This window comes from Thermus aquaticus (assembly GCF_001280255.1).
In the GTDB taxonomy this organism is placed as follows: Bacteria; Deinococcota; Deinococci; order Deinococcales; family Thermaceae; genus Thermus; species Thermus aquaticus.
Window position 1 is genome coordinate 1,785,341 of sequence record NZ_LHCI01000106.1, and the last position, 24,865, is coordinate 1,810,205.

Sequence of the window (24,865 nt, forward strand, 5' to 3'; positions counted from 1 at the left end):
CCCGTGGTGGAGATCGGCAAAAGGCGCGTCACCTTCTACCCTCCGCCCCAGGCCAAGGCCCTGATCGGGGACTTCACCGACTGGGAAAGGAACCCCATACCCCTGAAGGGCCCCCTCACCCTGGAGTTCCCCGAAGGGGCCTACGTGGAGTACGCCTACCTGGACGAGGAGGGAAAGCCCTTCCCCGACCCCGATAACCCCGAGCGGGCCGACAACCCCTGGTGGACCTACCCCAGGGCCATAAGGCTTCCCGGCTTCCGCTACGAGGCCCCCCCGGAGCCCCAGGCGGAACCCAGGGTGGAGCGGCATCGCCTGGGGGAGAGGCGCTACTACGTGGCCCAAACGGGCGAGGCCCCCAAGGCCACGGTGGTGGCCCAGGACGGGGTGGCCTTCTACCGCACCGCCGGCCTCCACAAGGTGGCCCAGGCCCTTCGGGAAGCGGGGGAGATCCCCCCGGTGCGCCTGGTCTTCGTGGAGCCCATAGACCGGAACGTGGAATACCGCTTCAGCGAGGCCTACGAAGGCGAGTTCCACCGGGTTCTGGACGAGGTGGAGAAGGCCTACGGCCCCCTGGGGGAGGTGGTCTTGGTGGGCGCCTCGCTGGGAGGGCTCTTCTCCCTGTGGCAGGCCCTGAGGCACCCCAACCGCTTCGCCAAGGTCCTGGCCCTCTCCCCCGCCCTCAAGGCCCACCCCGGGGGCCAGGACGCCTACCGGGACCAGGAGTGGCTCCTCCTGCGCTACGCCGAGGCCGAGAACCTCCCCAGGCTCTACCTGGAGGTGGGGCTTTTGGAGTGGCTTCTCGGCCCCAACCGCCGCTTCGCCGGGCTATTCGCCGACCGAAAGGCCCCCCACGCCTATAGGGAGAGGCCTTCCGGCCACAACTGGGTCACCTGGAAGCAGGCCCTGGCCCCCGGGCTCCGCTACCTCCTGGGAGATGCCTAGGGACTGGGAGGCCTTCTACCGGGAAAGGGAAGAAGCGCGCGCCCCCGCCTTCGTGGTGCGGGCCTACGGGCCCTTTGCGCCCCCGGGCCCCGTCTTGGACCTGGCGGGGGGCCTGGGGCGGAACGCCCGCTACTTCCTCCAGAGGGGGCGCCCGGTGGTCCTGGTGGAAAGGAGCCGGGAGGCCCTGAGGCGGCTTGCGGGGACGGCGGGCCTCGAGCTTCTGGAGATGGACCTCGAGGCCTTCCCCCTCCGCCTCCCCAAAGGCCCCTTCGCCGCCATCGTCGTGAGCTACTACGTGAACCGCCCCCTACTCGCCCTCCTCCCGCCCCTCCTCCTCCCGGGAGGGCTTCTCCTGGTGGAGGGCTTCAGCCAAAAGGAGGCCAGGAGGCGGGGAAAGCCCCAAAGCCCCTTCTACTGGGAACCCCTGGAGCTCCTCACCCCTCCCCCGGGCCTCCTCCTCCGGGCCTACGGGGAGGGGTGGATGGAGGGGTTTAGGGTCTATGCCGTCCACCTACGCCCGTAGGCCCCGGGCCACCAGCTCGGCGATGTCCAGGACCTCGGGAGCCTCCTGGTCCTGGGCCACCTCCACGTTCATCATGGCCATGCAGAAGGGGCAACCCGTGGCGATGACCTCCGCCCCCGTGCCCTTGAGCTCGCGGTAGCGGTTCTGGGAAACCCGCATGGCCCCGGGCTCCTCCTCCTTCCAGAACTGGGCGCCGCCGGCCCCGCAGCAGAAGCTCTTCTCCCGGCTCCGCCCGGGCTCGGCGAGCTGGAAGCCTACCCCCTTCAGCACCTCCCGGGGCGCCTCGTAGACCCCGTTGTGGCGGCCCAGGTAGCAGGGGTCGTGGAAGACCACCTTCCTGGTCTCCTCGCTGACCTTAAGCCTCCCCTCTTGGAGAAGCTCGGCGATGAACTCCGAGTGGTGGACCACCCTATAGTTACCGCCAAAGTCCTTGTACTCGTTAGCGAGGGTGTGGAAGCAGTGGGGGCAGGTGGTGACGATGGTCTTGGGGGCCACCCGGTTCAGGGTTTCCACGTTCTCCGTGGCCAGCTGGAAGAATAGGTACTCGTTGCCCGCCCGCCTGGCGGCGTCCCCGGTGCACTTCTCCTCCGTGCCCAAGACCGCCCAGTCCACCCCGGCGGCGTTCAGGATCTGGGCCATGCTCCGGGCGATCTTCTGGGCCCGGGGGTCGTAGCTGGCGGCGCACCCCACCCAGTAGAGGACCTCGGGGTGGGGCTTTTCCGCCACCTTGGGCACGGGAAGCCCCTCGGCCCAGTCCAGGCGCTTGGCCTGGCTGATGCCCCAGGGGTTGCCCGCCCTTTCCATGCCCCGGAAGGCGTTGTTGAGCTCCTGGGGAAACTCGCCCTCCATGAGGACCTTGGCCCGGCGCACGTCTAGGATGTGGAGCATGGGCTCGTTGCCCACCGGGCAAACCTCCACGCAGGCCATGCAGGTGGTGCAGGCCCAGAGGGCCTCCTCGTTGAGGGCGAACTCCATGAGGGGCCTTGGGCTTTCCTTCCCCGAGGCGAACTCGGGGAGGATCTCGTTGAGCTCGTAGCGCTCGGAGATGAGGATGGCGGCGGGGCTTAGGGCCTTGCCCGTGGTGTAGGCGGGGCAGGCCTCCTGACAGCGGTTGCACATGATGCAGGCGTAAGCGTCCAGGAGGCGCTTCCAGGAGAGGTCTTCCAGCTTCTCCGCCCCAAATTTTTCCTCTTCCTTTTCAAGGTCCAGGGGGACCAGGGCCCCGGGCTTCTCCTTGCCGAAGGCCAGGTTGATGGGGGCCATCATCAGGTGGATGTGCTTGGAGCGGGGGAAGTAGGGCAAGAAGAGGAGGATGGAGCCCAAGACGCCCCACCAGAAGAAGTGCTCAAAGAAAGTGAGGGCCTGGGGGGAAAGGCCGGAGAGGGCCCCCGCCAGGGCGCTGGCCACGGGCTGGAAGGGATCGGGGCCGTCTTTGGCCAGGGTGAAGGCCTTGGAGAGGAGGCGGCTACCCACGTGGAAGGTGATGAAGGCCCCCACGATGGCCGAGTCCCGGGGGATGCCCTGGCGCACCTTTTCGTGGAGGGGGACCTTGGAGTTCCAGGTGAAGTCCCGGGGCGCCACCACGTAGCGGCGGAGCATGAGCCCCAGGATGCCCACCAGGATGAGGGCCGTGAGGAGGTCGGCGATGAGGTTATAAGGGTTCCAGAAGCCCCCCCGGGCATGGAGGCCGAAGAGGCCCTCGAGGAGGTCCACCAGGTTCACCAGAAGGTAGTAGACGAAGCCGTAGAAGACGAAGGCGTGGAGGAGGGAAACCAAAGGCCTCCTCTTGAAGACCGTCCGCTGGGTGAGGGTGAGCCAAAGCGCCCGCCCGATGCGCTGGAGCAGGCGGTCAAAGCGGTCCTCGGGACGGCCCCGCCTGATGGCCAAATAGACCCGGCGGAAGCCGGTGTAGGCGTAGTAGAGGCTTGCCGCCAGGAGGAGGACGAAGAGGATTTTTTCCGGTAGGGTCAGCATGGGCGCCACCTCCTTATACTCGGTAAAAGTTTACCCCATTCCCCGGGCCTGGCAAGAGCGTACAATGGCCTCCCGTGGAAACGGTGGCCTTCCTGGCGCTCCTCTTCTTCGGGCTTGTGAACCTCTACGTGTTTCACCGCTTTAAGAAGCCCCTCCTCCCGCTTCTGGTAGCCCTTTTCCTAAGCTTTTTCGTCTTCTTCCTGAACCCCGTTTTGGGCCTTCTCTTCTTCCTCCTGGGCCAGACCCTGGCCTTCTACGCCGCCGGGAAGAGGTAGTGAACGCCAAGGGCCACCAGGAGGCCCAGAAGAGCCCCCACGAAGACCTCCAGGTAGGTGTGGCCCAGAAGCTCCTTCAGGGGGGCCGGGGTGGGGCCCAGCTCCTGCAGGCGGCGGATCTCCTGCACCAGCTGGTTCAGGAGCTGGGCGTGGAGGCCCGCCGCCCGGCGGATCCCCGTGGCGTCGTACATGACGACGAGGGCGAAGACGGCGGCCACGGCGAAGAGGGCGCTGTCAAAGCCCTCTTCCAGGCCCACGCTGACGGCTAAGGCGCTCACCGTGGCCGAGTGGCTGGAGGGCATCCCCCCGGTCTCCAGAAAGCGCTCCCACTGGAAGCGGCCCTCGAGGCGGTAGTAGATGAAAAGCTTCAGGGTCTGGGCCAGGAGGTTGGCCGCCATGGCCGTCCAGAAGATCCCGTTACCGAGGAGCTCCATGCCGCCTCAAGAGGGCCGCCTTCACGGTGTTGGCCATCAGCATGGCCACGGTCATGGGCCCCACGCCCCCGGGCACCGGGGTGAGGGCCCCCGCCACTTCCGCCACCTCCGGGTGCACGTCTCCAAGAAGCCTCCCCTCCACTCGGTTCACCCCCACGTCCACCACCACCGCCCCGGGGCGCACCCAGGCCTTGCGCACCAGGTGGGGGCGGCCCGCGGCCACCACCAGCACCTGGGCCCGCCTCGTCACCTCCGGCAGGTTCTCGGTCTTGGAGTGGGCCAGGGTGGGGGTGGCGTCCTCCCGGAGGAGAAGGGCCGCCAAAGGCTTCCCCACGATGTTGGAGCGGCCGATGACCACCACCTCCTTGCCCCTCAGCTCCACGCCGTAGTGCCGGAGGAGGCGGATCACCCCAAGAGGCGTGCAGGGGAAAAGCCCTTCCCCCCCGCTCCAGAGCCGCCCCACATTCACCGGGTGGAAGCCGTCCACGTCCTTCAGGGGAGAGATGGCCTCCAGGACCCGCTCGGCGCGGATGTGGCGGGGCAGCGGGAGTTGGACCAGGATGCCGTCCACGTCCTCGTCCCGGTTCAGGGCCTCTATGCGCTCAAGAAGGGCCTCCTCCGGGAAGTCCTCGGGGTAGACCTCCACCTGGCTCCTGAGGCCCAGCTCCCGGGCCCGCCGGTCCTTGAGGCGCACGTAAGAGACCGAGGCCGGGTCCTCCCCAAGCCGGATCACCCGCAAAGAGGGCACGAAGGAAAGGGAGGCGAGCTTTTCCTTTAGCTCCTTGTAAACCGCCTCCGCCACCTCGTGGCCGGAAAGGATGCGCGCCTGGGTCACCTAGTCCTCCTTGGGCACCGTCTTGATCTCTCCCTCCTGGATCCGCCGGTAAAGCCTCCCCAGGACCCCGTTCACAAAGGCCCCGGAGTGCTCGCCCCCGTAGCGGTTGGCGATCTTCACCGCCACCTCAATAAGGGGGGCGAAGGGGGTGGGCTCGTAGAGCATCTCGTAGGTGGCCAGGCGGAGGATGGTGAGGTCGGTCTTGGCCATCTGGCCGAAGTCCCAGCCCTCCACCGTCTCCTTAAGGATGCGGTCCACCTCCTCCTGGTGCGCCTTGTACCCCAAAAGAAGCCGCCTGGCGAAGGCCACCCCCTCCTCGTCCAGGGGGTCCCCGTAGGGTTCCTCCTCCCCGCCCATCTCCTCCAGGGCGTGCCTCAGGGCCTCCTCCAGGTCCACACCCCCCTGGGTGTGGGCGAAGAGGGCCCGCATGGCCAGTTCCCGCGCCCGCCTACGCATGCCCCCCCGGCCGGTACTCCACCTGGGCCACGGTGACGTTCACCGCCTTGACCTTCTCGCCGGTGGCCACGAAGAGGGCCTCGGCCACCGCCTTCTGGACCTCTTTGGCCAGCTCGGGGATGGCCGCCCCGTAGTCCACGGAGAGGACCAGGTCCACGGAAAGCCCCTCGGGATGGCGCTCCACCTTGATGGGCTTCATGCGGCGGAAGACCTCCCCCAGGGAGCGGGGGGCCACCTCCAGGGGGCGGACCCCCTCCAAGCCCTCCAAGGCGTGGGCCACCAGGCCCTCGAGGGCCTGGTCGCTGATCTCGTAGTCCACCATCACACGCCCAGTCTACAACTCCATCCGCCGGGCCACGAAGTTGGTGTAGACGGCCCCCCGGCGGAAGAAGGCGTTCTGGAGGACCTTCTGGTGGAAGGGGATGGTGGTCTTGAGCCCGGGACCCTCAATGACCGTCTCCCCCAGGGCCCGCTCCATGCGCCTTATGGCCTCCTCCCGGCTGGGGGCCCAGGCGATGATCTTGGCGATCAGGCTGTCGTAGTGAGGGGGGATCTGGTAGCCGGCGTAGAGGTGGCTGTCCACCCTGATGCCGGGCCCCCCGGGAAAGAGCAGGGTCTCCACCTTGCCGATGGAGGGCCTGAAGCCCTTCTCCGGGTCCTCGGCGTTGACGCGCACCTCTATGGCGTGGCCCCGGACCTCAATTTCCTCCTGCTTGAGCCAGAGCCTCTCCCCCATGGCGATCCTAAACTGGGCCTGGACCAGGTCCACCCCCGTCACCATCTCCGTGACGGGGTGCTCCACCTGGATGCGGGTGTTCATCTCAATGAAGTAGAAGTTGCCCTCCTTGTCCACCAAAAACTCCAGGGTCCCGGCAGAGACGTAGCCCACATGCTCCGCAAGCCTCCTGGCCGCCTCGGCGATGGCCCGCCGGGTCTCCAGGGGCAGGATGCTGGGGGCCTCCTCTAAAAGCTTCTGGTGGCGGCGCTGGATGGAGCAGTCCCGCTCCCAGAGGTGGACCACCCGCTCCCCGTCCCCCAGAACCTGGATCTCTATGTGCTTGGGCTCCTCAATGTACTTCTCCAGGTAGACGGCGGGGTTGCCGAAGGCGGCCCGGGCCTCCTCCTGGGCCTGCAGGACGGCCCTTTCCAGGTCCTCCTCGGTGTGGACCACCCGCATCCCCCGCCCCCCGCCCCCGGCCGAGGCCTTGAGGATGACGGGGTAGCCGATCTCCAAGGCGGCCCGCTTGGCCTCCTCCACGCTCTCCACCTCGTCCGTGCCCGGGACCGTGGGCACCCCCGCCTCCCGGGCCACCTTGCGGGCCGTGGCCTTGTCCCCCAGGGCCCGCATGTTCTCCGGCGTGGGGCCGATGAAGGTGATCCCGTGCTCACGGCACATCTCGGCGAAGGTGGCGTTCTCGGCCAGGAAGCCATAACCGGGATGGATGGCGTCGGCCCCGGTGACGATGGCGGCGGAGAGGAGGTTGGGGATGTTGAGGTAGCTCTGCCCGGAAGGGGGAGGCCCGATGCAGATGGCCTCGTCGGCCAGAAGCACAGGGAGGCTCTTCTCGTCGGCGGTGGAGTGGGCCACCACGGTTTTGATGCCCAGCTCCCTGGCCGCCCGGATGATCCTTAAGGCGATCTCCCCCCGGTTGGCGATCAGGACCTTCTTCATAGGGGCTGGATGAGGAAGAGGGGCTGGCCGTACTCCACGGGCTCCCCGTTTTCCACCAGGATCTTCCTGACGATGCCGGAGACCTCAGACTCAATCTCGTTCATGAGCTTCATGGCCTCAATGATGCAGAGGACCTGCCCCTTCTCCACCCGGTCCCCCTCCTTGACGTAAGGGGGGGCGTCGGGGGCGGGGGCCCGGTAGAAGGTGCCCACGATGGGGGCCCGGATCTCCACGCACCCCGGGCACTCGTCGGCCTTGGGGGCCTCGGGCGCAGGGGCCGCCTCCGCCGGGGCGGGAGCCGGCGCAGGGGCGGGGACGGGAACCGGAGCCGGAGCGGGCACCGGGGCCGCTACCTGGGGCACGGCCACCATCTGGACCTCCCCACCCCGGCGCACGGTGAGCTTGTAGTCGGGGGTCTCCAGGGTGAGCTCGCTCACCCCGTGCTCCACCAGGGCCTGCAGGATCTGCTTTAGCTCCTTTGGTGTCATACCGCACCTCGTGGCATAAAGCTTACCCCAGGATTCCCTGAGGAAAAGCTTTGCACCCGGTCAAAAAACCCGGGCCTAGGCCCGGGTCCTTACCCCGGCCGGCCTTTCAGGCCCGGCCCACGTACTCGCCGGTGCGGGTGTCCACCTTGATGACCTCCCCCGGCTCCACGAAGAGGGGCACCTGGACCACGGCCCCGGTCTCGAGGGTGGCGGGCTTGGAGCCCCCGGAAACCGTGTCCCCCCGCACCCCAGGGGGCGTGTCCACGATCTTCAGCTCCACCACCGTGGGCGGGGTGATCTTGAGGGGCCGCCCCTCGTACATGTCCCCCAGGACCGTCATCCCCTCCTTGAGGAAGCGGGCCGCCTCCACCCGCACCTTGGGCACGTGGAACTGCTCGTAGGTCTCCAGGTCCATGAAGACCAGCTCATCCCCCTCGGGGTAAAGGTACTGGAGCTCCCGCGTCTCCACGTAGATGTCCTCCAGCTTCTCCCCCGAGTTGAAGGTGCGCTCCACCGTGGCCCCGGTCTCCAGGTTCTTGAACTTGGCCACCACCTTGGCCCCGCCACGGCCGATCTTCTGGTGCTGATACTCCACACACTCCCAAAGCCCGCCCTCCATCTTCACCTTGGTGCCCGGGCGCAGGTCGGTCACGCTGATCATGCTCTCTCCTCCTGGGGCTTCTCCAGGTCCAGGACCTGGGGCTTCAGCCCTAATAGGTCAATATACCGAAGATAATCCGCTTCCCCAAGCTCCCGGCCCGCCAGGGCCACGAGAAGGGCCTCCATCACGTTGGTGCCGAAGCTCCTACCCGAAAGCCTGGGGGTGGTGGTGATGAGGTACCTGGCCCCCCTGGCCCTCAAGAAGGCCACGTCCTCCTCGGTGGTGGTGTTGGTGAGGACGCTTTTCCCCCGCATGTCCTCGGGCATGTGGCGCTTGAGGTAGTGCCAGTCCCCCGCCACCAGGTCCGCAAAGCGGTAGTAGCGGCTTCGCCAGTCCACGACCCACTCTTCCTGCTTCTCCCCCGTGGGGTAGAGGAGGCCAAAGGGAAGCTTGGTCAAAACGGGAAGCAGGAGGTAGGCCAGCTTCTTCAAGAGCGAAAGCCGGTAGAGGGGGATGGGAAGCCCCAGGGCGAAGATGAAGTCCCCGTAGAGGACCCGGGCTCCCACCTCGTCCAGGGCCTCGGCCAGGCCGAAGCGGTCCACGGCGGAGGGGAGGAGCACCTTGGTCCTCTTCCAGTCAAAGAGGGTGGAGAGCTCGTGCACGGCCCGGCGTTCCAGGGTGTGCTTGAGGCCCGAGCCGTCCACCACCGGGGTCTTCTTGGCAGCCTCCTTGAGCTTTTGGGCGTCCCGGATCACGTAGCGGCGCCCTCCCGCCACCAAATAGAGGTCTATGCCCCCCAGGCCGATGGCGTCCACCTTGCCGTCCAGCTCCCGGATGAGGCAGATGGCCCCCTGGAAGTCCCCATCCGTGCCCCGCCTTTCCAGCACCACCTTCTCCCCCAGGACCTCCACCTCGGCCACGGAGTCCCGGCGGCTACTCCCCAGGGAAACGGAGACCACGCGCTTGGCCACGGGGGGCTATTCTACCCGGGAAAGGAGGGCCAGGAGAAGAAGGAGAAAGGCCAGGACGAAGAAGGGCCAGGTGCGCCTGGCCCCCACAAGCCGGGCCAGGGCGCCGAAGACGGCGGCCCCGAAGGCCAGGGCCAGGAAGAGGGCGGTCAGGTTTTCCAAGAAGGCCTTCACGCCGCCAGTCTAGCGCAACGCTTGGCGCAAAAAGGCGAGGGCCCGTTCCCGGAAAACCCGGTCCGCCTCACCCCGGAAGAGGTGCCCCGCGGGGTAGGCCAAGCACGCCACCGGCTTACCCAAGTCCTTGAGCCTCCGGCAGAGGGCGAAGCTCCACTCAGGAGGCACCTGGGCGTCCTTTGTGCCGTGGTGGACGCTATAGGGCACGGAAAGCTCCTCCAGGTAGGTCCAGGGGGAGGCCGCTTTGAGGACCTCCTCGGGCAGGGTGAAGAACTCCCCGCCCCGCCTCCCCTGGGACCAGGAGCGGATCCTCTCCAGGTTCAGCCGCTCGTCGCCGCTCATGCTGGCGTAGAGGACCACCCCCTTCAGCCCGGGGTCCACCAGGCTGACCACCTGGGCCACGCCGCCCCCCATGGAGTGGCCGAAGAGGGCGATCCTGGCGGGGTCGGCCTGGGGAAAGGCCCCTTTTCGCACCTCGGCCAGCAGGTTCAGAACGTCCACGGCGTAAGGGTGGCGCAAGCCCCTGGCGGGAGATCCCTCTGAGGGCGGATGGCCCCGGTAGTTGGGGTGGAGGACCAAAAACCCCCTTTCGGCCAGGAAGTCGGCGTAGGGGGTGGTGTAGGCCAGGAGGCGGTAGCGGGAAGGCTCCACGTAGCCGTGGAGGACCGCCACCACGGGGAAGGACCCCCGCCCCTTGGGCAGGTTGGCGAAGCCGTGGACGCGAAGGCCGTCCGAGAGGTGGGAGAACTGGACCCGGGTGAAGCCCGGCCTTTCCTCCAGGACCCGTTCCACCCGGAAGCCCCCTTCCCCGTAGACCCTTTTCCGGAGCTCGGGAATGGTGAGGCCTTGGGCCTGGGTGGGAAGGGCGAGGCCCAGAAGAACCCCAAGCCAAAGCATGCCCTGAGGCTATAGGAGGGAAGGCGGGCCGAATGTGGCTAAAGGGGGGAAAGCCAGCCCGCCTGAAGCCCTTTTAGGCCGATGGCGTGGTAAACCAGCTGGGCAGCGGTCATCTCGGCGTGGAACTGGCCGTTTGGGGAAAGCTCCACGAAGTCCATGCCCACCACCTCCTTTTCCTGGAAGACGGCCTCGAGGAGGTCCACCACCTGGCGGTAGGAGAGGCCACCGGGCAGGGGCGTGCCCACGCTGGGCATGAAGGCGGGGTCCAGGGCGTCAAAGTCCAGGGAGATGTAGACCCGCCTACCCAAAGCGGCGAGGATGGCCTTCAGGGGAAGCCCCTCCCGGTGGATCCGGTGGGCGGGGAAGAGGCCCACGCCCTTTTCCCGGGCCAGGCTTAGCGAGTCCTGGTCCATGGCCCGGATGCCCACCTGCACCAGGGGAAAGCCCTCCTGGAGGAGGCGGTAGAAGGGGGAGGCGTGGGAGTAGACCGAGCCCTGCCACTCGGGGTAGAGGTCGGCGTGGGCGTCAATGTGGAGAATGGAAAACTCCCCCAAAGCCTCCCGGTGGGCCATGACCAGAGGGTGGCTGATGGAGTGGTCCCCCCCCAGGGCCACCACGAACTTCCCCGCCAGGAGGTGCGCCAAGGCCGCCTCCCGGATCAAAAGGTGGCTCTTCTCGGCGCTTCCGGCCACGAAGGGCACGGGCTCCGCCGCATAGATGCCCACCTCCTCCGGGGCCACGGAGAGCTCCAGGAGGAAGGGCTCCAGCTCCCGGCTGGCCAGGAGGATGGCCTCGGGGCCCCTCCTGGCCCCCGGCAGAAAGGAAAGGGAAAGGTCGTAGGGCACGGGCAGGACCACCACCCGGGCCTCCTGGTAAGGGACGTCGCGCTCGCCGAAGATGAGGCGCATAACGCCAAGAGGATACCTTATACCCTTGTTCCCTTCGCCCCACCGTGCCTGGTAACTTCCCCAGGAACCTTTTGCCGGGGCCCCCATGCTGGCTTGGGCCAGCATGGGGTGGTATTAAACGCCGAAGAAGCGCTCCAGAAGGCGAAGGATGGCCAGGGTTCCCCGCTCAAAGTCCCGGATGCGGATGTGCTCGTTGGGACTATGGACCCGGCTCCCCGGGTAGCCCACGCCGAGGCCCACGGCCGGGGCCTTCAAGTGGTGGAGGAAGGGGTGCATGGGCCCCGAGCCCGCCATGTTGGGGTAGAGGACGGCCTTCTCCCCAAAGGCCTCCTCCAAAGCCGCCTTGGCCAAGCCCACGAAGGGGTGGGCCAGGTCCGAGCGGGCCGGGCGCTCCCCCTTCTCCAGGACCACCACCTCCACGTCGTGGAGGCCCCGGGCCTCGAGGTGGACCTTGAGCAGTCCCGGGATCTCCTCCGGGTCCTGGTCCGGCACCAGGCGGAAGTCCAGCTTGGCCACGGCCTCGGCGGGGAGGACGGTCTTGGAACCGGGCCCCCCGTAGCCCGAGTGGAAGCCGTTAAAGTTCACGCAGGGCTCGGCGTAGAGGCGCTGGTGGAACTCCAGGTTCCTGGCCCCGCCCAGAAAGTCCCTCACCCCAAAGGCCTCCTTGAGGGCTTCGGACTCGTCGGGGATGGAGGCCAGAACCTCCACCTCCGGCGGGGTGAGGGGGCGGACCCGGTCGTAAAAGCCCGGGATCAGGACCCTTCCCTCCTCGTCCCTCAGGGAGGCCAGGGCCAAGGAGAGGCGGTAGATGGGGTTTTCCACCACGGCCCCGTAGGAGGAGTGGAGGTCAAAGGCCGCCGTCCGCACCCGAAGCTCCAGGGCCACGATGCCCTTCAGGCCGGCGTAGAGGTAGGGCCGCCCCTTAGCGTCCACGCCCCCCGCCTCCCAGAGGATGGCCTCGGCCTGGAGGAGGTCCCGCTTATCGGCCACATAGTCGGCGAGGTGCGGGCTACCCACCTCCTCCTCCCCCTCCACCACAAACTTGACCCGGGGCAGGAAGCCGTGCTTTTCCCGGAAAAGCCTGAGGGCCACGACCCGGGCCACCAGCTCCCCCTTGTCGTCGTGGGCCCCCCGGCCGTACCAGGCCCCGTCCCGCTCCACCAGGGTGAAGGGGTCCGTTTCCCACAGGTCCAAGGGGTCCGGGGGCTGGACGTCGTAGTGGTTGTAAAAGAGCAGGGTCCTCTCCCCTACCCCGCCCTCGGCGTAGACCACCGGGGGGCCATACCCCTCGTGCAAAGAGGCGGAAAGCCCCAGGCCCCGAAGGACCTCGGCCACCTTCTCCGCGCCCTCCCTAAGGGCCCGCCCCTCGGCGCTCACCGTGGGCAGGGCGATGAGCTCCGCCAAAAGCGCCTTGGCCTCCTCCAAAAAGCCCTTCATGGTAGACTGAGCATACTATGGTGGAACCTTCCCTGGTCCTTTACGGGGCCCTCTACGAGCGGGCCATGGGGGTCTTGGAAGAGACCCTCCGGGAAACCGGGGCCCGCTACGCCCTCTTCATAGACCGCAAGGGCTTCGTCCTGGCCCACAAGGAGGCCCTCTGGGCCCCCAAGCCCCCGCCTCTGGACTCCCTGGCCACCCTGGTGGCGGGCAACGCCGCCGCCACCCAGGCCCTGGCCAAGCTCCTGGGGGAAGCCCGCTTCCAGGAGGTGGTGCACCAGGGCGAACACATGGGCCTCTACGTGGACGAGGCCGGGGAGCACGCCCTCCTCCTCCTGGTTTTTGACGAGAACGCCCCCTTGGGCAAGGTCAAGCTCCACGGCAAGCGGGCGGCGGAGACCCTGGCCAGGATCGCCGAGGAGGCCATAGCCAACCCGCCCAAGCTCCACCTGGACACGGAGTACCGGGAAGGGGCCAAGGCCCTTCTGGACGAGCTTTTCGGCAACTAGCATGAGCACCATCAACTTCGCCAACCGCGAGATCAACTTCAAGATCGTCTACTACGGTCCCGGGCTTTCGGGGAAGACCACCAACCTCAAGTGGATTTACGGCAGGATCCCTGAGGGGCGCAAGGGAGAGATGGTCTCCCTGGCCACCGAGGACGAGCGCACCCTCTTCTTTGACTTCCTGCCTTTGGATCTGGGGGAGGTGAAGGGCTTCAAGACCCGCTTCCACCTCTACACCGTCCCCGGCCAGGTCTTTTACAACGCCAGCCGCAAGCTGATCCTGAGGGGTGTGGACGGCATCGTCTTTGTGGCCGACTCGGCCCCCAACCGCCTCCGGGCCAACGCCGAGAGCATGCGCAACATGCGGGAAAACCTGGCGGAGTACGGCCTCAAGGTGGAGGACCTCCCGGTGGTGCTCCAGGTCAACAAGCGGGACCTGCCCGACGCCCTGCCCGTGGACATGGTGCGGGCCGTGGTGGACCCCGAGGGGCGCTTCCCCGTCTTTGAGGCGGTGGCCACCGAGGGCAAGGGGGTCTTTGAGACCTTGAAGGAGGTGAGCCGGCTGGTCCTGGCCCGGGTGGGGAGCGCCACCTGAGGGGCCTTTTGGGGGCGGGGGCCTCGAGGCCCCCGCTTTCCCTTTTACAAGGGACAAATGTCCTACCCTACCCGGGTATCCAGTAGGGACAAATGTACTTTGCGCCCAGGCCCAGCTTTAGCTACCATGGGCCCCGTATACGGCAACCGGCCGTAAGGGAGGAAGGGTATGGAGGAAAAACCGGTAGGCGCCTTAGGTGTGGTGGCGATTTTGGCCCTCGTGATCCTCGTCTTCTGGTTCGGGGTATTGGCCGTTTTCCTGGCTAGGGGGTAGCCATGACCGAGCGGGAAGCCCAACTCAAAAAAGCCCTTCTGGCTTACGAGAAGAAGTGGATCGCCTTCTCCGTCTTCACCGTTCTCCTCTTCGCGGCCATTATCGCCTTCACCCTGGCCAACCACGGCCTCCGGGGAGTGATCCCCGTGGGCCAGCTGGAGCGGGTGGACCCCACCAAGGTCCGGAGCGAGGGCCCCTGGGCGGACCCGGCCAAGGCCGTGGTGCAGACGGGACCCAACCAGTACACCGTGTACGTCCTGGCCTTCTCCTTCGGGTACCAGCCCAACCCCATCGTGGTCCCCAAGGGGGCGGAGATCGTCTTCAAGGCCACCAGCCCCGATGTGATCCACGGCTTCCACATTGAGGGCACCAACGTCAACGTGGAGGTCCTCCCCGGCGAGGTGACCACCGTCCGCCACACCTTCCGAAAGGCCGGGGAGTACCGGATCATCTGCAACCAGTACTGCGGCGTAGGGCACCACCTGATGTTTGGAAAGATTGTGGTGGAGGAGTAAGATGGCGGTGAAATCTTTTCCCCAAGTCTACGCAGAAAACCCCGAGAAGAAGCTCACCCTCTACTACTTGGTCCTGGGCTTCGTGGCCCTCCTTGTGGGAAGCCTCTTCGGCCCCTTCCAAGCCCTGAACTACGGGAACGTGGACGCCTACCCCTTGCTGAAGCGCCTCCTCCCCTTCGTCCAGTCCTACTACCAGGGCCTCACCCTGCACGGGGTCTTGAACGCCATCGTCTTCACCCAGCTTTTGGCCATGGCGGTCATGTTCTACCTCCCCGCCAGGGAGCTTAGGGCCTATGGGGTCCGCCCCAACCTCACCTGGGGGTGGGTGGCCTGGTGGATGGCCTTCCTGGGCCTCCTGGTAGCCGCCCTGCCCCTTCTGGCCAACGAGGCCACCGTCCTCTACACCTTCTATCCCCCCCTGAAAGGCCACTGGGCTTTCTACGTGGGGGCCACAGTCTTTGTGGCCGCTAGCCTGGTGGTGGGCCTCTTGGTCATCGGGATGTGGCTGCGCTTCAAGCAGCATCACCCGGAGCGCATCACCCCCTTGGCCACCTACATGGCGGTCACCTTCTGGCTCATGTGGCTCCTGGCCTCCTTGGGGTTGGTGGTGGAAAGCGTCTTCCTGCTCATCCCCTGGTCCCTGGGCCTCGTCCAGGGGGTGGACCCCCTTCTGGCCCGGACCCTCTTCTGGTACACCGGCCACCCCATCGTCTACTTCTGGCTCCTCCCCGCCTACGCCCTCCTCTACCTGGTCCTGCCTAAGCTGGCGGGGGGCAAGCTCATCTCCGATCCCCTGGCCCGGGTGGTCTTCCTCCTCTTCCTCCTCTTCTCCGTGCCCGTGGGCTTCCACCACCAGTACGCCGACCCCGGGATCACCCCCACCTGGAAGTTCGTCCATGCGGTCCTGACCCTTTTCGTGGCCGTGCCCAGCCTGATCACCGCCTTCACCGTGGCCGCCAGCCTGGAGCTGGCCGGGCGGATGCGGGGCGGGAAGGGCCTTTTTGGCTGGATCAAGGCCCTGCCCTGGGACAACCCCGCCTTCGTGGCCCCGGTGCTGGGCCTCATCGCCTTCATCCCTGGTGGGGCGGGGGGCATCGTGAACGCCAGCTACACCCTGAACTACGTGATCCACAACACCACTTGGGTGCCCGGCCACTTCCACCTCCAGGTGGGCACCCTGGTGACCATGACCATGATGGGGGCGGTCTTCTGGCTAGTGCCCCAGCTCACGGGCAAGCCCCTGACCGAGGGCATCCGCAAGGCGGGACTCGCGGGGATGTGGCTGTGGTTCGTGGGGATGCTGGTCATGGCGGTAGGGATGCACTGGCAGGGCCTCCTCAACGTGCCCCGGCGGGCCTACATCGCCCAGGCTCCGGACGCCTACACCCATGCGGCGGTCCCCATGGTCTTTAACATCCTCGCGGGCATTATCCTCCTCTTGGCCATCGTCCTCTTCTTCTACGCCTTCTTCGCCCTCCTATTCAGGGGGGAACGGCGGGCAGAGGTGGCTGCCGAGGAGGTGCCCTTCGCCGAGGTCCTCTCGGACGGCGGGGACACCCCAGCCATGCGCCTTCTGGACCGGATCTGGTTCTGGTTCGCCCTGGCCGTCCTCCTGGTGGTCCTGGCCTACGGCCCCACCTTGGTGCAACTCTTCGGCAACCTAAACCCCGTGCCCGGCTGGCGGCTCTGGTAAAGGGATGCGCCTCGAGGGCCAGGGACCCCTGGCCCTTGAGCTTTTTGCCGCCATGAAGGAAACTGACCCCGTGGGCTTTGTGCCGGGCCCGGGCCTTCCCTGGATCGCTGGCCTCTCCGTCCTTCCCTTCTTCCTCCAGTTCCTGGGCCTGGGGCTTTCCGAAAGGCTGGGCCAGGGGCTGTGCGGGAGCGCCCTGGGCATCTCCGAGGCCGAGGCCGTGCGCTACGGCCTGGTGTCGGAGTACTACTTCTACGGCCAGCTCTTCCTGATCCTCCTGAGCCTCAAGGTCACCTACGCCCTGGCCCTCATGGCCCTCCGCTTCATGTACCCGGACCGGGACCCGCCCTTCGCCCCCCTGGTCCGGCGCCTGGGGGTGGGCCTTTCCTTCACCCTCCTTCTCCTCTTCCTCCTCACCCGCACCCTTCCCCTTCCCTTCTCCACCCCTTTGGGCCCCGCCCTCCTCGCCCCCGCTCCCCTGGACCCCCTTTCCCTCATCATGGTCCTTCCCGAGCCCCTTCTCCTCTGGCTTTTCTGGAGGTACCGCCCGTGAAGCTTCCTCCCCTTGTCTACCTCCTCGGCTTGGTCAGCTTCCTCATGGACGTGGCCAGCGAGATGGTCTACCCCCTCCTTCCCCTCTTCCTGGCCGGCCTCGGGGCCACCCCCACGGCCATCGGCCTGGTGGAGGGCGTGGCCGAGGCCACGGCGAGCCTCTTCAAGGTGGTGGGGGGAAGGCTCTCCGACCGCATAGGCAGGAGGCGGCCCTTCCTCCTTCTGGGCTACGGCCTCCCCGCCCTCTTCCGCCCCATCCTGGCCCTGGCGCAAAGCCCCTGGCACGTCCTCCTCTACCGCTTCCTGGACCGGACGGGCAAAGGGCTAAGAACAGCCCCCCGGGACGCCCTCATCGCCGAGAGCGTCTCCCAGGAGGCCCTGGGCCGGGCCTACGGCCTCCACCGGGGCCTGGACACCCTAGGGGCCACCCTGGGCCCCTTCCTGGCCTTTTTGCTCCTGCCCCTTTTGGGCGTGCGGGGGGTCTTCTGGCTCTCCGCCCTCCCCGCCCTTATGGCGGCCCTCATTCTCCTTTTTCTAAGGGAGTCGCCCAAGCCCCCCAGGCCCTTACCCCCCTTGCGCCTTTCCCGCATGGGCCGGGGCTACCGCCGCTTCCTTTTGGTCTCCGGGGTCTTCACCCTGGCCCTCTCCTCCAACGCCTTCCTCCTCCTTCGCCTAAAGGACCTGGGCCTCTCCGAAGGGCAGGTGACCCTGGCCTACACCCTTTACAACCTGGCCTACGCCCTTTTGGCCTACCCCTTCGGTAGCCTCGCGGACCGGGTGGGCCTGAGGCGGGTGGTAGCCCTGGGGTTTGGCCTTTACGCCCTGGTCTACCTGGGCTTCGCCCTGGCTACCTCGGCCGGCCTGGGGGTGGCCTTCCTCCTCCTTTACGCCCTTTACTCCGCCGCCTTTGAGGGCTCAAGCCGGGCCTATCTGGCCACCTTGGTCCCACCGGAGGAAAAGGCCAGCGCCATCGGCCTTTACCACACCCTCATGGGCCTCCTCCTCCTGCCCGCAAGCCTCCTCTTCGGCCTCCTCTGGCAGGCCCTGGGGGCCCGGGCGGCCTTTTTGGCGGGGGCGGGGCTGGCCCTTTTGGCCCTCGGCCTCTTCCTCGTTGACGAAAGGAGGCGGCCCCCCTATCCTGAGGGAGGCCCTTAGGGCCTTTGAGGAGGAAGGGGCAAGAAGCGCCTTCCCCCCTGACGGAGGAAAAGATGCCCATCACCAAGGAAGAGAAGCAGAAGGTCATGGAGGAGTTCGCCCGCTTCCCGGGCGACACCGGCAGCACCGAGGTGCAGGTGGCCCTGCTCACCCTGCGCATCAACCGCCTTTCCGAGCACCTCAAGGCGCACAAGCACGACCACCACTCCCACCGGGGCCTCTTGATGCTGGTGGGAAAGCGGCGGAGGCTTCTCCGCTACCTGGAACGCGAGGACCCGGAGAGGTACCAGGCCCTGGTTGAGAAGTTGGGGCTCAGGAAGTAAGCTGGGGCTTAGGTCGGGGGCGGGGCCTTAGGGCTCCGCCTTTCCTTTGAGGGATGCCATGCCAGAGGCCACACCCAACACCCCACCCAGTTGCCGCTACGAGACGGAGATCGCCGGCAGGACGCTGGTCCTGGAGACCGGCAAGTACGCCAAGCAGGCCTCGGGTTCGGTCCTGGTGCGCTACGGGGACACCGTGGTCCTGGCCACGGCCCAGGCCTCGGACGAGCCCATAGAGGCGGACTTCCTGCCCCTCACGGTGGAGTTTGAGGAGAGGCACTACGCCGTGGGCAAGATCCCGGGGAGCTTCATGCGCCGGGAGGGCCGTCCCGGGGAGAAGGCCATCCTCTCCGCCCGGATGACGGACCGGCCTATCCGTCCCCTCTTCCCCAAGGGCTTCCGCCACGAGGTGCAGGTCATCGTCACCGTCCTCTCCGCCGACCAGAAGAACCCGCCCGACATCCTGGGGCCCATAGCGGCCAGCGCCGCCCTCATGCTCTCCGACATCCCCTGGGAGGGGCCGGTGGCCTCGGTGCGGGTGGGCCTCCTGGGGGGCCAGCTGGTCCTGAACCCCACGCTTCAAGAGCTAGAGGAAAGCGCCTTGGACCTGGTGGTGGCGGGGAGCCGGGACGCCATCCTCATGGTGGAGGCCGGGGCCCAGGAGGTGGACGAGGAGACCCTGGTCCAGGCCCTGGAGTTCGCCCATTGGGAGATGCAGCCCATCCTGGACCTCCAGGAGCGGATGGCCCGGGAGCTGGGCAAGCCCAAGATGGCCTGGACCCCGCCGGAAACCCTCCCGGAGGAGGAGAAAGAAGCCCTCTACCGCCTGGCCCTGGAAAAGGGGCTCTCCCAGGTGCTCCAGACCGCCAGCAAGGGGGAAAGGAGCCGGGCCCTTTCGGCCTTCGCCGAGAGCCTCATCCTCGAGGCCCTGCCCAGGCTGGAAGACGGCGCCCCTGACGAGAGCAAGAAGCCTCTTTACGAGAGCGCCTTTGACGAGATCGTGCGCCGGGAGCTGAGGCGGCTCGTCCTGGAAGAGGGTAAGCGGGCCGACGGGCGCGGGCCCAAGGACCTGAGGCCCATCTGGATTGAGGTGGACGTGCTACCCAGGGCCCACGGCTCCGCCGTCTTCACCCGGGGGGAGACCCAGGTCCTGGGCACGGTGACCCTGGGCACGGGCCGCGACGAGCAGATCATTGACGACCTGGGTATTGACGAGACCGACCCCTTCCTGGTCCACTACAACTTCCCCCCCTTCTCCACCGGGGAGGTCAAGCGCCTCAGAGGGGTGTCCCGCCGGGAGGTGGGCCACGGCAACCTGGCCAAGCGGGCCCTGAGGGCGGTCCTCCCCTCCCAGGAAGCCTTCCCCTACACCATCCGGGTGGTGGGGGACGTCCTGGAGTCCAACGGCAGTAGCTCCATGGCCACGGTCTGCGCCGGGAGCCTGGCCCTCATGGACGCTGGGGTGCCCGTCAAGGCCCCGGTGGCCGGGGTGGCCATGGGCCTGGTGTGGGAGAACGAGAAGGCCGTGATCCTCACCGACATCCTGGGGCTGGAAGACGCCCTGGGGGACATGGACTTCAAGGTGGCGGGAACCCGCCAGGGGGTCACCGCCCTGCAGATGGACAACAAGGTGGGCGGCCTCCCCCGGGAGGTCCTCAAGGAGGCCCTCCTCCAGGCCCGGGAGGCCAGGCTGAAGATCCTGGACCTCATGGAGATGGTCCTCCCCGCACCCCGCCCAAGCCTCAAGCCCTTTGCCCCCCGCATCCTCAGCCTCAAGGTGCCGGTGGATAAGATCGGGATCGTCATCGGCCCTGGGGGCAAGAACGTCCGGGCCCTGGAGGAGCTGGGCGTGGAGGTGGACATAGAGGAGGACGGCACCATCCGCATTTACTCCAGCGACACGGAGAAGGCGGAGAAGGCCAAGGCCCGCATAGAGGAGCTCACCCGCGAGGCCAAGGTGGGGGAGATCTACGAGGGCACCGTCACCAGGATCACCCCCTTCGGGGCTTTCATCAGCCTCTTCCCGGGCACGGAAGGGCTTCTCCACATCAGCCAGATCGCCCCGGGCCGGGTGAAGCGGGTGGAGGACCACCTCAAGGTGGGGGACGTGATCAAGGTCAAGGTCCACCGCATAGACGAGAAGGGCAAGATTGACCTGATCCGCCCCGAGCTGGAAGGCAAGATTCCCCCGAGGCGGCGCTAGCCTCGAGGGGGGTTAGGCGATCCCGGCCCGTCCGGGAAAAAGGAGGCATATGGAAACCCCAGAGAGGAAACCGAGGCGTAGAAGGCGCAGGCGCCCCCAGGAGGGGGCTTCTCTGCCCCAAGGGGCTTCAGACCCGGTGGAGATCATCCCCTTAGGGGGGATGGGGGAGATCGGCAAGAACATCACCGTCTTCCGCTACCGGGACGAGATGTTCGTCCTGGACGGAGGCCTGGCCTTCCCCGAGGAGGGGATGCCGGGGGTGGACCTCCTCATCCCCCGGGTGGACTTCCTCATAGAAAACCGCCACCGCATCAAGGCCTGGGTGCTCACCCACGGCCACGAAGACCACATCGGGGGGCTTCCCTTCATCCTGCCCATGGTATTCGGCAAGGAGAGCCAGGTGCCCATCTACGGCGCCAGGCTCACCCTGGGGCTTTTAAAGGGCAAGCTGGAGGAGTTCGGCCTGAGGCCCGGGAGCTTCAACCTGAAGGAGATCTCCCCCGACGACCGCATCCAGGTGGGGCGGTACTTCACCCTAGACCTCTTCCGCATGACCCATTCCATCCCCGACAACTCGGGGCTGGTGATCCGCACCCCCATCGGCACCATCGTCCACACCGGGGACTTCAAGCTGGACGCCACCCCCATTGACGGCAAGGTCTCCCACCTGGCCAAGGTGGCCCAGGCGGGGGCCGAGGGGGTCTTGCTCCTCATCGCCGACTCCACCAACGCCGAAAGGCCCGGCTACACCCCCAGCGAGATGGAGATCGCCAAGGAGCTGGACCGGGTGATCGGCCGCGCCCCGGGAAGGGTCTTCGTGACCACCTTCGCCAGCCACATCCACCGCATCCAGTCGGTGATCTGGGCCGCGGAGAAGTACGGGCGGAAGGTGGCCATGGAGGGGCGGAGCATGGTCAAGTTCAGCCGCATCGCCATGGAGCTGGGCTACCTGAAGGTGAAGGACCGCCTCTACGCCCTCGAGGAGGTCATGGACCTCCCCGACCACCAGGTCCTGATCCTGGCCACGGGAAGCCAGGGCCAGCCCATGTCGGTCCTCCACCGGCTGGCCTTTGAGGGGCACTCCCGGATGGCCATCAAGCCCGGCGACACGGTGATCCTCTCCTCCAGCCCCATCCCCGGCAACGAGGAGGCGGTGAACCGGGTCATCAATCGCCTCTACGCTCTGGGGGCCTACGTCCTCTACCCCCCCACCTACAAGGTCCACGCCTCGGGCCACGCCTCCCAGGAGGAGCTCAAGCTGATCCTGAACCTCACCACGCCCAGGTTCTTCCTGCCCTGGCACGGGGAGGTGCGCCACCAGACCAACTTCAAGTGGCTGGCGGAGAGCATGAGCCGCCCCCCGGAGAAGACCCTGATCGGGGAAAACGGGGCCATCTACCGCCTCACGCCCCACACCTTTGAGAAGGTGGGCACCGTGCCCCACGGGGTCCTTTACGTGGACGGCCTGGGGGTGGGGGACATCACCGAGGAGATCCTGGCCGACCGCCGCCACATGGCCGAGGAGGGCCTGGTGGTCATCACCGCCCTGGCGGGGGAAGACCCGGTGGTGGAGGTGGTCTCCCGGGGCTTCGTGAAGGCCGGGGAGAAGCTTCTTGGCGAGGTACGGCGGATGGCCCTCGAGGCCCTCCTGGCCGGCATCCGGGAAAAGAAGCCCCTAGAGCGCATCCGGGACGACATCTACTACCCGGTGAAAAAGTTCCTGAAGAAGGCCACAGGCCGGGACCCCATGATCCTGCCGGTGGTCATAGAGGGGTGAGGCGTGTACTGGAGCCTACTTTTACCCACCGACGGCAGCGAGGCGGCGGAGGCGGGACTTCAGGAGGGCCTCAGACTGGCCAAAGCGCTGAAAGCCAGGGTGGCCTTCCTCTATGCCCTGGAGCCCCTAGGGCCCAAGCTCCTCCTGGGCCCCGAGACCCTGCCCTACTACCGGGAACTGGTGGAGGACCTGCGCCGGGAGGGCCTGGCCGCTTTGGACCAGGCCACCCGGATGGCCGAGGAGCTCACGGTCCCCTTTGAGGCCCACCTCCTGGAGGGCCGGGCGGCGGAGGTCATCCTGAAGGAGGCGGAAAAGCACGACCTGATCGTCATGGGCACCCACGGGCGCACCGGGCTGGACCGGCTCCTTCTGGGAAGCGTAGCCCAGGAAGTGGTCCGGAAAAGCCCCAAGCCCGTCCTTCTGGTGCCTCACCGCAGGACAAGCCCATAGGCCATGGCCAAGAAGTAGAGAAAAAGCACCGCCCAGTTGTCGTAGGAGAGGACCCATAACTTGCGCAGGCTGCGGTACATGAGGCTCACCAGGACCACCCCAGCCATGGCCTGAAGGACAAAGACCGTGGCCGCATGCCCCTTGGCCGCCACCTCCAGGAGGGGTATGGGGTAGACCAGATCCCCCACCCCCAGGAGAAAGGTGTTGAAAAGGGTGCTTCCCACGGCGTTGCCCACAGCCAGGTCCACGGCTCCCATCCGGGCCGCCGCCATCATTACCGTGGCCTCCGGCAGGGTGGTGACCAGGGCCACCAGAAAGGTGCCCACCCAGGCATCCCCCAAGGCGGTCTCCTGGGCCAGGCGGTCCGCCAGAACAGGCAGGACCGTGGCCGCCGCCACCAGGACCAAAGCCCCCACCCCGTAGCGGGCCAAGGCCAGCCGCAGGGGGATGTGGGCGTAGGCTTCTTCCTGGGCCTCCTCCCGGGGAAAGCGCCGGGCGTAGCGGAAGGAAAGCCAAAGGGCCAGGGCGTAAAGGGGAAAGAGAAGCAAGGCCATGAGGCCCACCCGCCCCAGGCCCACCTCCCTAAAGAGGCCAAGGCCCACCATAGCCAGAAGGAGGACGGCCAGCCCTAGGCTCAGGGCGTGCTTCTGGCTGGCGCGGGCGGTCACGGGGTGGGGATGGAAGGCATCCACGAAGACCAGGAGGAGGAAGTTCACCATGCTGGCCCCCAGGAGGTTCCCCACAGCGATGTCGGGCAGATCCTGGAGCAGGGCGCTGGTGCTGCTGAAAAGCTCGGGAAGGCTCGTGGTGGCCGCCACCAGGAATAGCCCCACCAGGCTCCGCCCCATCCGGGTTTTCTCCGCCAACACATCCCCGTAGAAGGCCACCCGGTGCCCCGCCAGGACCACTAGCAGGGCTACCCCCAGGAAGGCCAGGAGCGTCATACCTGGGCCTGTAAGGGCTTCAGGAGGTCAAAGCGGGAGATGATGCCCACGGGCCTCCCCGCCTCGTCCACCGCCGGCACGTGGTTGATGTCGTAGGTGAGCATGAGGTCCAGGACCTCCTTCAGGGGAGCCTCGAGGCCCACGGCGTGCACGGGAGAGGTCATGATCTCCTCCACCTTGGTGGTACGGGCCTCCTGGAGGAGCCTTTCCAGCTGATCCCCGTTGAGGAAGCGGCCCAGGAGCATGGGGGCGCGGAAGGTGGAAAAGGGAATGCCCCTCTCCTTCAAGAAGTCGCTCTCGGTGACGATGCCCACAAGCCTCCCCTCCCCATCCACCACCAAAACGCTCCCGATGCGCCTTTCCACCATGAGCCGGGCCACTTCCTCCAGATTGGTCCCCAGGGGGACGCTGACCACGGGGCTCACCATGAGGTCTTTGGCCTTCATCTCCCCTCCTTCCGCCATACTATCCGGTCCACCGCCTCCGCCAGGCCCCAGGCCAAAAGGGCCATTAGGAGGTGCAAACAGCTGAAAAACAGCCCACAAATCCGCACGCTTCCTCTTTCTCGTTCCCGGTTCATCCAAAAGCGCAAGACTTCACGGAGGGCGGCGAAAGAGGCGAAAGGGGGTAAAATGAACCCAAGGATGCCCGAGGCCAAAGCCCCGAAGCTCTTCCTCGGCGTCCACGCCTGCCTGGTCTTTCTCAAGAAGGTAGACGAACAGGCCGTCCTGGACCTCATGCGCCGCTTCTCCAGCGCCACGAGGTTCGCCTACCAACGCCTCCTGGAAGGGCGGGATCGGAAAGAGCTCAAGCGGCGAGGATAGTCCCCTCTGCAGGCTCTTCGGCCTCAACACCCGCTACGCCGATGGGGCCATAGAAAAGGCCCAGGCCGCCCTGGACTCTGCCCGGGAACTGGGCCAAGACCCCCGCAAGGTGGTCTTCGGGGGCAGAAAGCTCTTTGAGCAACTCACACGGGGACACCTATCAGGTAAAGCGCTTCTAGCCCTCAAGCGGGCGTGGAAGGAAAGGAGGCAAGGCTTCCTCTACTCCCGGGGTGACGCCGCCAAGAAGGGCAACGCCAACCTGCGTTTGGAACCCGGGGACGGTGCCCTCTGGCTCCGGGTCAACCTGGGAAACGGCGCTTATGTCCGTGCCCTGGTCCAGACCTCCCACCCCCACCTGAAGGCCCTGCTCCAGAGGGCCTACGCCTCCTTCCCCTACAACGTGGCCATCCGGGTCAAGGACGGCAAGGTCTACGCCCACTTCACCTGGAGCGAGGGAGTTTCCCCTCCCGTCCACAC

Annotated in this window: 29 protein-coding genes and 1 pseudogene; 15 read left to right on the top strand and 15 right to left on the bottom strand. The window is 66.8% G+C overall.

Annotated elements, in window-relative coordinates; all coding sequences use genetic code 11:
- The first annotated feature begins 3 nt into the window (after positions 1–3).
- Complete coding sequence (locus BVI061214_RS10460; RefSeq protein WP_053768333.1) at positions 4–942, top strand: alpha/beta fold hydrolase; 939 nt, start codon at positions 4–6, stop codon at positions 940–942.
- Entirely contained in the window at positions 935–1,465 is a 531-nt protein-coding gene (locus tag BVI061214_RS10465; RefSeq protein WP_053768334.1) for a class I SAM-dependent methyltransferase, read from the top strand. The genes BVI061214_RS10460 and BVI061214_RS10465 overlap by 8 nt, the downstream gene beginning before the upstream one ends.
- Here BVI061214_RS10465 and BVI061214_RS10470 read toward each other — a convergent pair.
- On the bottom strand, positions 1,454–3,439 hold the full coding sequence (locus BVI061214_RS10470) for a (Fe-S)-binding protein (protein WP_053768335.1): 1,986 nt from the start codon (positions 3,437–3,439) through the stop codon (positions 1,454–1,456). The two genes, BVI061214_RS10465 and BVI061214_RS10470, sit on opposite strands and share 12 nt — an antisense overlap.
- A 74-nt stretch (positions 3,440–3,513) precedes the next feature.
- Here BVI061214_RS10470 and BVI061214_RS10475 point away from each other — a divergent pair, with 74 nt between their 5' ends.
- The gene (locus BVI061214_RS10475) at positions 3,514–3,714 is read left to right on the top strand and encodes a hypothetical protein (protein ID WP_040684502.1); all 201 of its coding nucleotides are present in this window, start codon (positions 3,514–3,516) and stop codon (positions 3,712–3,714) included.
- Here BVI061214_RS10475 and BVI061214_RS10480 read toward each other — a convergent pair.
- From BVI061214_RS10480 to BVI061214_RS10530, 12 genes are all read right to left on the bottom strand, one after another.
- On the bottom strand, positions 3,693–4,148 hold the full coding sequence (locus BVI061214_RS10480; protein WP_003048307.1) for a divergent PAP2 family protein: 456 nt from the start codon (positions 4,146–4,148) through the stop codon (positions 3,693–3,695). The genes BVI061214_RS10475 and BVI061214_RS10480 overlap by 22 nt on opposite strands.
- Positions 4,132–4,983 (bottom strand): bifunctional 5,10-methylenetetrahydrofolate dehydrogenase/5,10-methenyltetrahydrofolate cyclohydrolase, encoded by an 852-nt coding sequence (locus tag BVI061214_RS10485; RefSeq protein WP_053768336.1) that lies wholly within the window; start codon positions 4,981–4,983, stop codon positions 4,132–4,134. The genes BVI061214_RS10480 and BVI061214_RS10485 overlap by 17 nt, the downstream gene beginning before the upstream one ends.
- On the bottom strand, positions 4,984–5,439 hold the full coding sequence (gene nusB, locus BVI061214_RS10490; protein WP_053768337.1) for a transcription antitermination factor NusB: 456 nt from the start codon (positions 5,437–5,439) through the stop codon (positions 4,984–4,986).
- Complete coding sequence (locus BVI061214_RS10495; protein ID WP_003048300.1) at positions 5,432–5,761, bottom strand: Asp23/Gls24 family envelope stress response protein; 330 nt, start codon at positions 5,759–5,761, stop codon at positions 5,432–5,434. Before BVI061214_RS10495 ends, nusB begins: the two co-directional genes overlap by 8 nt.
- A 12-nt stretch (positions 5,762–5,773) precedes the next feature.
- Positions 5,774–7,111, bottom strand: coding sequence for an acetyl-CoA carboxylase biotin carboxylase subunit (gene accC, locus BVI061214_RS10500; RefSeq protein WP_003048298.1), 1,338 nt, complete (start codon positions 7,109–7,111; stop codon positions 5,774–5,776).
- Positions 7,108–7,599: an acetyl-CoA carboxylase biotin carboxyl carrier protein gene (gene accB, locus BVI061214_RS10505; RefSeq protein WP_053768338.1), complete on the bottom strand. Its 492-nt coding sequence runs from the start codon at positions 7,597–7,599 to the stop codon at positions 7,108–7,110. Before accB ends, accC begins: the two co-directional genes overlap by 4 nt.
- 106 nt (positions 7,600–7,705) lie before the next feature.
- Positions 7,706–8,260: an elongation factor P gene (gene efp, locus BVI061214_RS10510; RefSeq protein WP_053768339.1), complete on the bottom strand. Its 555-nt coding sequence runs from the start codon at positions 8,258–8,260 to the stop codon at positions 7,706–7,708.
- The gene (locus BVI061214_RS10515; RefSeq protein ID WP_053768340.1) at positions 8,257–9,171 is read right to left on the bottom strand and encodes a hypothetical protein; all 915 of its coding nucleotides are present in this window, start codon (positions 9,169–9,171) and stop codon (positions 8,257–8,259) included. The genes efp and BVI061214_RS10515 overlap by 4 nt, the downstream gene beginning before the upstream one ends.
- A gap of 6 nt (positions 9,172–9,177) precedes the next feature.
- Entirely contained in the window at positions 9,178–9,342 is a 165-nt protein-coding gene (locus tag BVI061214_RS13325; RefSeq protein ID WP_003048289.1) for a hypothetical protein, read from the bottom strand.
- Between the two features lie 9 nt (positions 9,343–9,351).
- The gene (locus tag BVI061214_RS10520) at positions 9,352–10,239 is read right to left on the bottom strand and encodes an alpha/beta hydrolase family protein (RefSeq protein ID WP_003048287.1); all 888 of its coding nucleotides are present in this window, start codon (positions 10,237–10,239) and stop codon (positions 9,352–9,354) included.
- A gap of 38 nt (positions 10,240–10,277) precedes the next feature.
- The gene (speB, locus tag BVI061214_RS10525; RefSeq protein WP_053768341.1) at positions 10,278–11,147 is read right to left on the bottom strand and encodes an agmatinase; all 870 of its coding nucleotides are present in this window, start codon (positions 11,145–11,147) and stop codon (positions 10,278–10,280) included.
- Between the two features lie 114 nt (positions 11,148–11,261).
- Positions 11,262–12,584, bottom strand: a complete 1,323-nt coding sequence (locus BVI061214_RS10530) for a M20/M25/M40 family metallo-hydrolase (RefSeq protein WP_053768342.1) — start codon at positions 12,582–12,584, stop codon at positions 11,262–11,264.
- A 17-nt stretch (positions 12,585–12,601) separates the two neighbouring features.
- Here BVI061214_RS10530 and mglB point away from each other — a divergent pair, with 17 nt between their 5' ends.
- The 11 genes from mglB to BVI061214_RS10585 all read left to right on the top strand — a co-directional run bounded on the left by mglB (position 12,602) and on the right by BVI061214_RS10585 (position 22,620).
- Positions 12,602–13,093, top strand: coding sequence for a GTPase-activating protein MglB (gene mglB, locus BVI061214_RS10535; RefSeq protein ID WP_053768343.1), 492 nt, complete (start codon positions 12,602–12,604; stop codon positions 13,091–13,093).
- Between the two features lies 1 nt (position 13,094).
- Complete coding sequence (gene mglA, locus BVI061214_RS10540) at positions 13,095–13,685, top strand: GTPase MglA (protein ID WP_003048278.1); 591 nt, start codon at positions 13,095–13,097, stop codon at positions 13,683–13,685.
- A 168-nt stretch (positions 13,686–13,853) separates the two neighbouring features.
- Positions 13,854–13,958 carry a cytochrome c oxidase subunit 2A gene (locus tag BVI061214_RS10545; protein WP_003048276.1) on the top strand — a complete coding sequence of 35 codons (105 nt, stop codon included), beginning with the start codon at positions 13,854–13,856 and terminating at the stop codon, positions 13,956–13,958.
- A gap of 2 nt (positions 13,959–13,960) precedes the next feature.
- The gene (locus BVI061214_RS10550) at positions 13,961–14,473 is read left to right on the top strand and encodes a cytochrome c oxidase subunit II (protein ID WP_053768344.1); all 513 of its coding nucleotides are present in this window, start codon (positions 13,961–13,963) and stop codon (positions 14,471–14,473) included.
- Between the two features lies 1 nt (position 14,474).
- Complete coding sequence (locus BVI061214_RS10555) at positions 14,475–16,166, top strand: cbb3-type cytochrome c oxidase subunit I (RefSeq protein ID WP_053768345.1); 1,692 nt, start codon at positions 14,475–14,477, stop codon at positions 16,164–16,166.
- 52 nt (positions 16,167–16,218) lie between these two features.
- Positions 16,219–16,716 (top strand): hypothetical protein, encoded by a 498-nt coding sequence (locus BVI061214_RS10560; protein ID WP_082333170.1) that lies wholly within the window; start codon positions 16,219–16,221, stop codon positions 16,714–16,716.
- Complete coding sequence (locus tag BVI061214_RS10565) at positions 16,713–17,870, top strand: MFS transporter (protein ID WP_053768346.1); 1,158 nt, start codon at positions 16,713–16,715, stop codon at positions 17,868–17,870. The genes BVI061214_RS10560 and BVI061214_RS10565 overlap by 4 nt, the downstream gene beginning before the upstream one ends.
- A gap of 53 nt (positions 17,871–17,923) precedes the next feature.
- Positions 17,924–18,193, top strand: a complete 270-nt coding sequence (gene rpsO / locus BVI061214_RS10570) for a 30S ribosomal protein S15 (protein ID WP_003048265.1) — start codon at positions 17,924–17,926, stop codon at positions 18,191–18,193.
- 58 nt (positions 18,194–18,251) lie between these two features.
- Positions 18,252–20,393 carry a polyribonucleotide nucleotidyltransferase gene (gene pnp / locus BVI061214_RS10575; protein ID WP_053768347.1) on the top strand — a complete coding sequence of 714 codons (2,142 nt, stop codon included), beginning with the start codon at positions 18,252–18,254 and terminating at the stop codon, positions 20,391–20,393.
- A 49-nt stretch (positions 20,394–20,442) separates the two neighbouring features.
- A complete protein-coding gene (locus BVI061214_RS10580) occupies positions 20,443–22,170 on the top strand; it encodes a ribonuclease J (RefSeq protein WP_003048261.1) in 1,728 nt (575 codons plus the stop codon).
- A gap of 3 nt (positions 22,171–22,173) precedes the next feature.
- The gene (locus BVI061214_RS10585; protein WP_053768348.1) at positions 22,174–22,620 is read left to right on the top strand and encodes a universal stress protein; all 447 of its coding nucleotides are present in this window, start codon (positions 22,174–22,176) and stop codon (positions 22,618–22,620) included.
- On the opposite strand, the gene BVI061214_RS10590 is transcribed toward BVI061214_RS10585, so the two are convergent.
- Entirely contained in the window at positions 22,599–23,564 is a 966-nt protein-coding gene (locus BVI061214_RS10590) for a sodium:calcium antiporter (RefSeq protein WP_053768349.1), read from the bottom strand. The two genes, BVI061214_RS10585 and BVI061214_RS10590, sit on opposite strands and share 22 nt — an antisense overlap.
- Positions 23,561–24,010 carry a CBS domain-containing protein gene (locus BVI061214_RS10595; RefSeq protein WP_156303258.1) on the bottom strand — a complete coding sequence of 150 codons (450 nt, stop codon included), beginning with the start codon at positions 24,008–24,010 and terminating at the stop codon, positions 23,561–23,563. Before BVI061214_RS10595 ends, BVI061214_RS10590 begins: the two co-directional genes overlap by 4 nt.
- Before the next feature lie 186 nt (positions 24,011–24,196).
- Here BVI061214_RS10595 and BVI061214_RS14220 point away from each other — a divergent pair.
- Positions 24,197–24,865 (top strand): annotated as a pseudogene (locus BVI061214_RS14220) (IS200/IS605 family accessory protein TnpB-related protein); the annotation flags it as partial.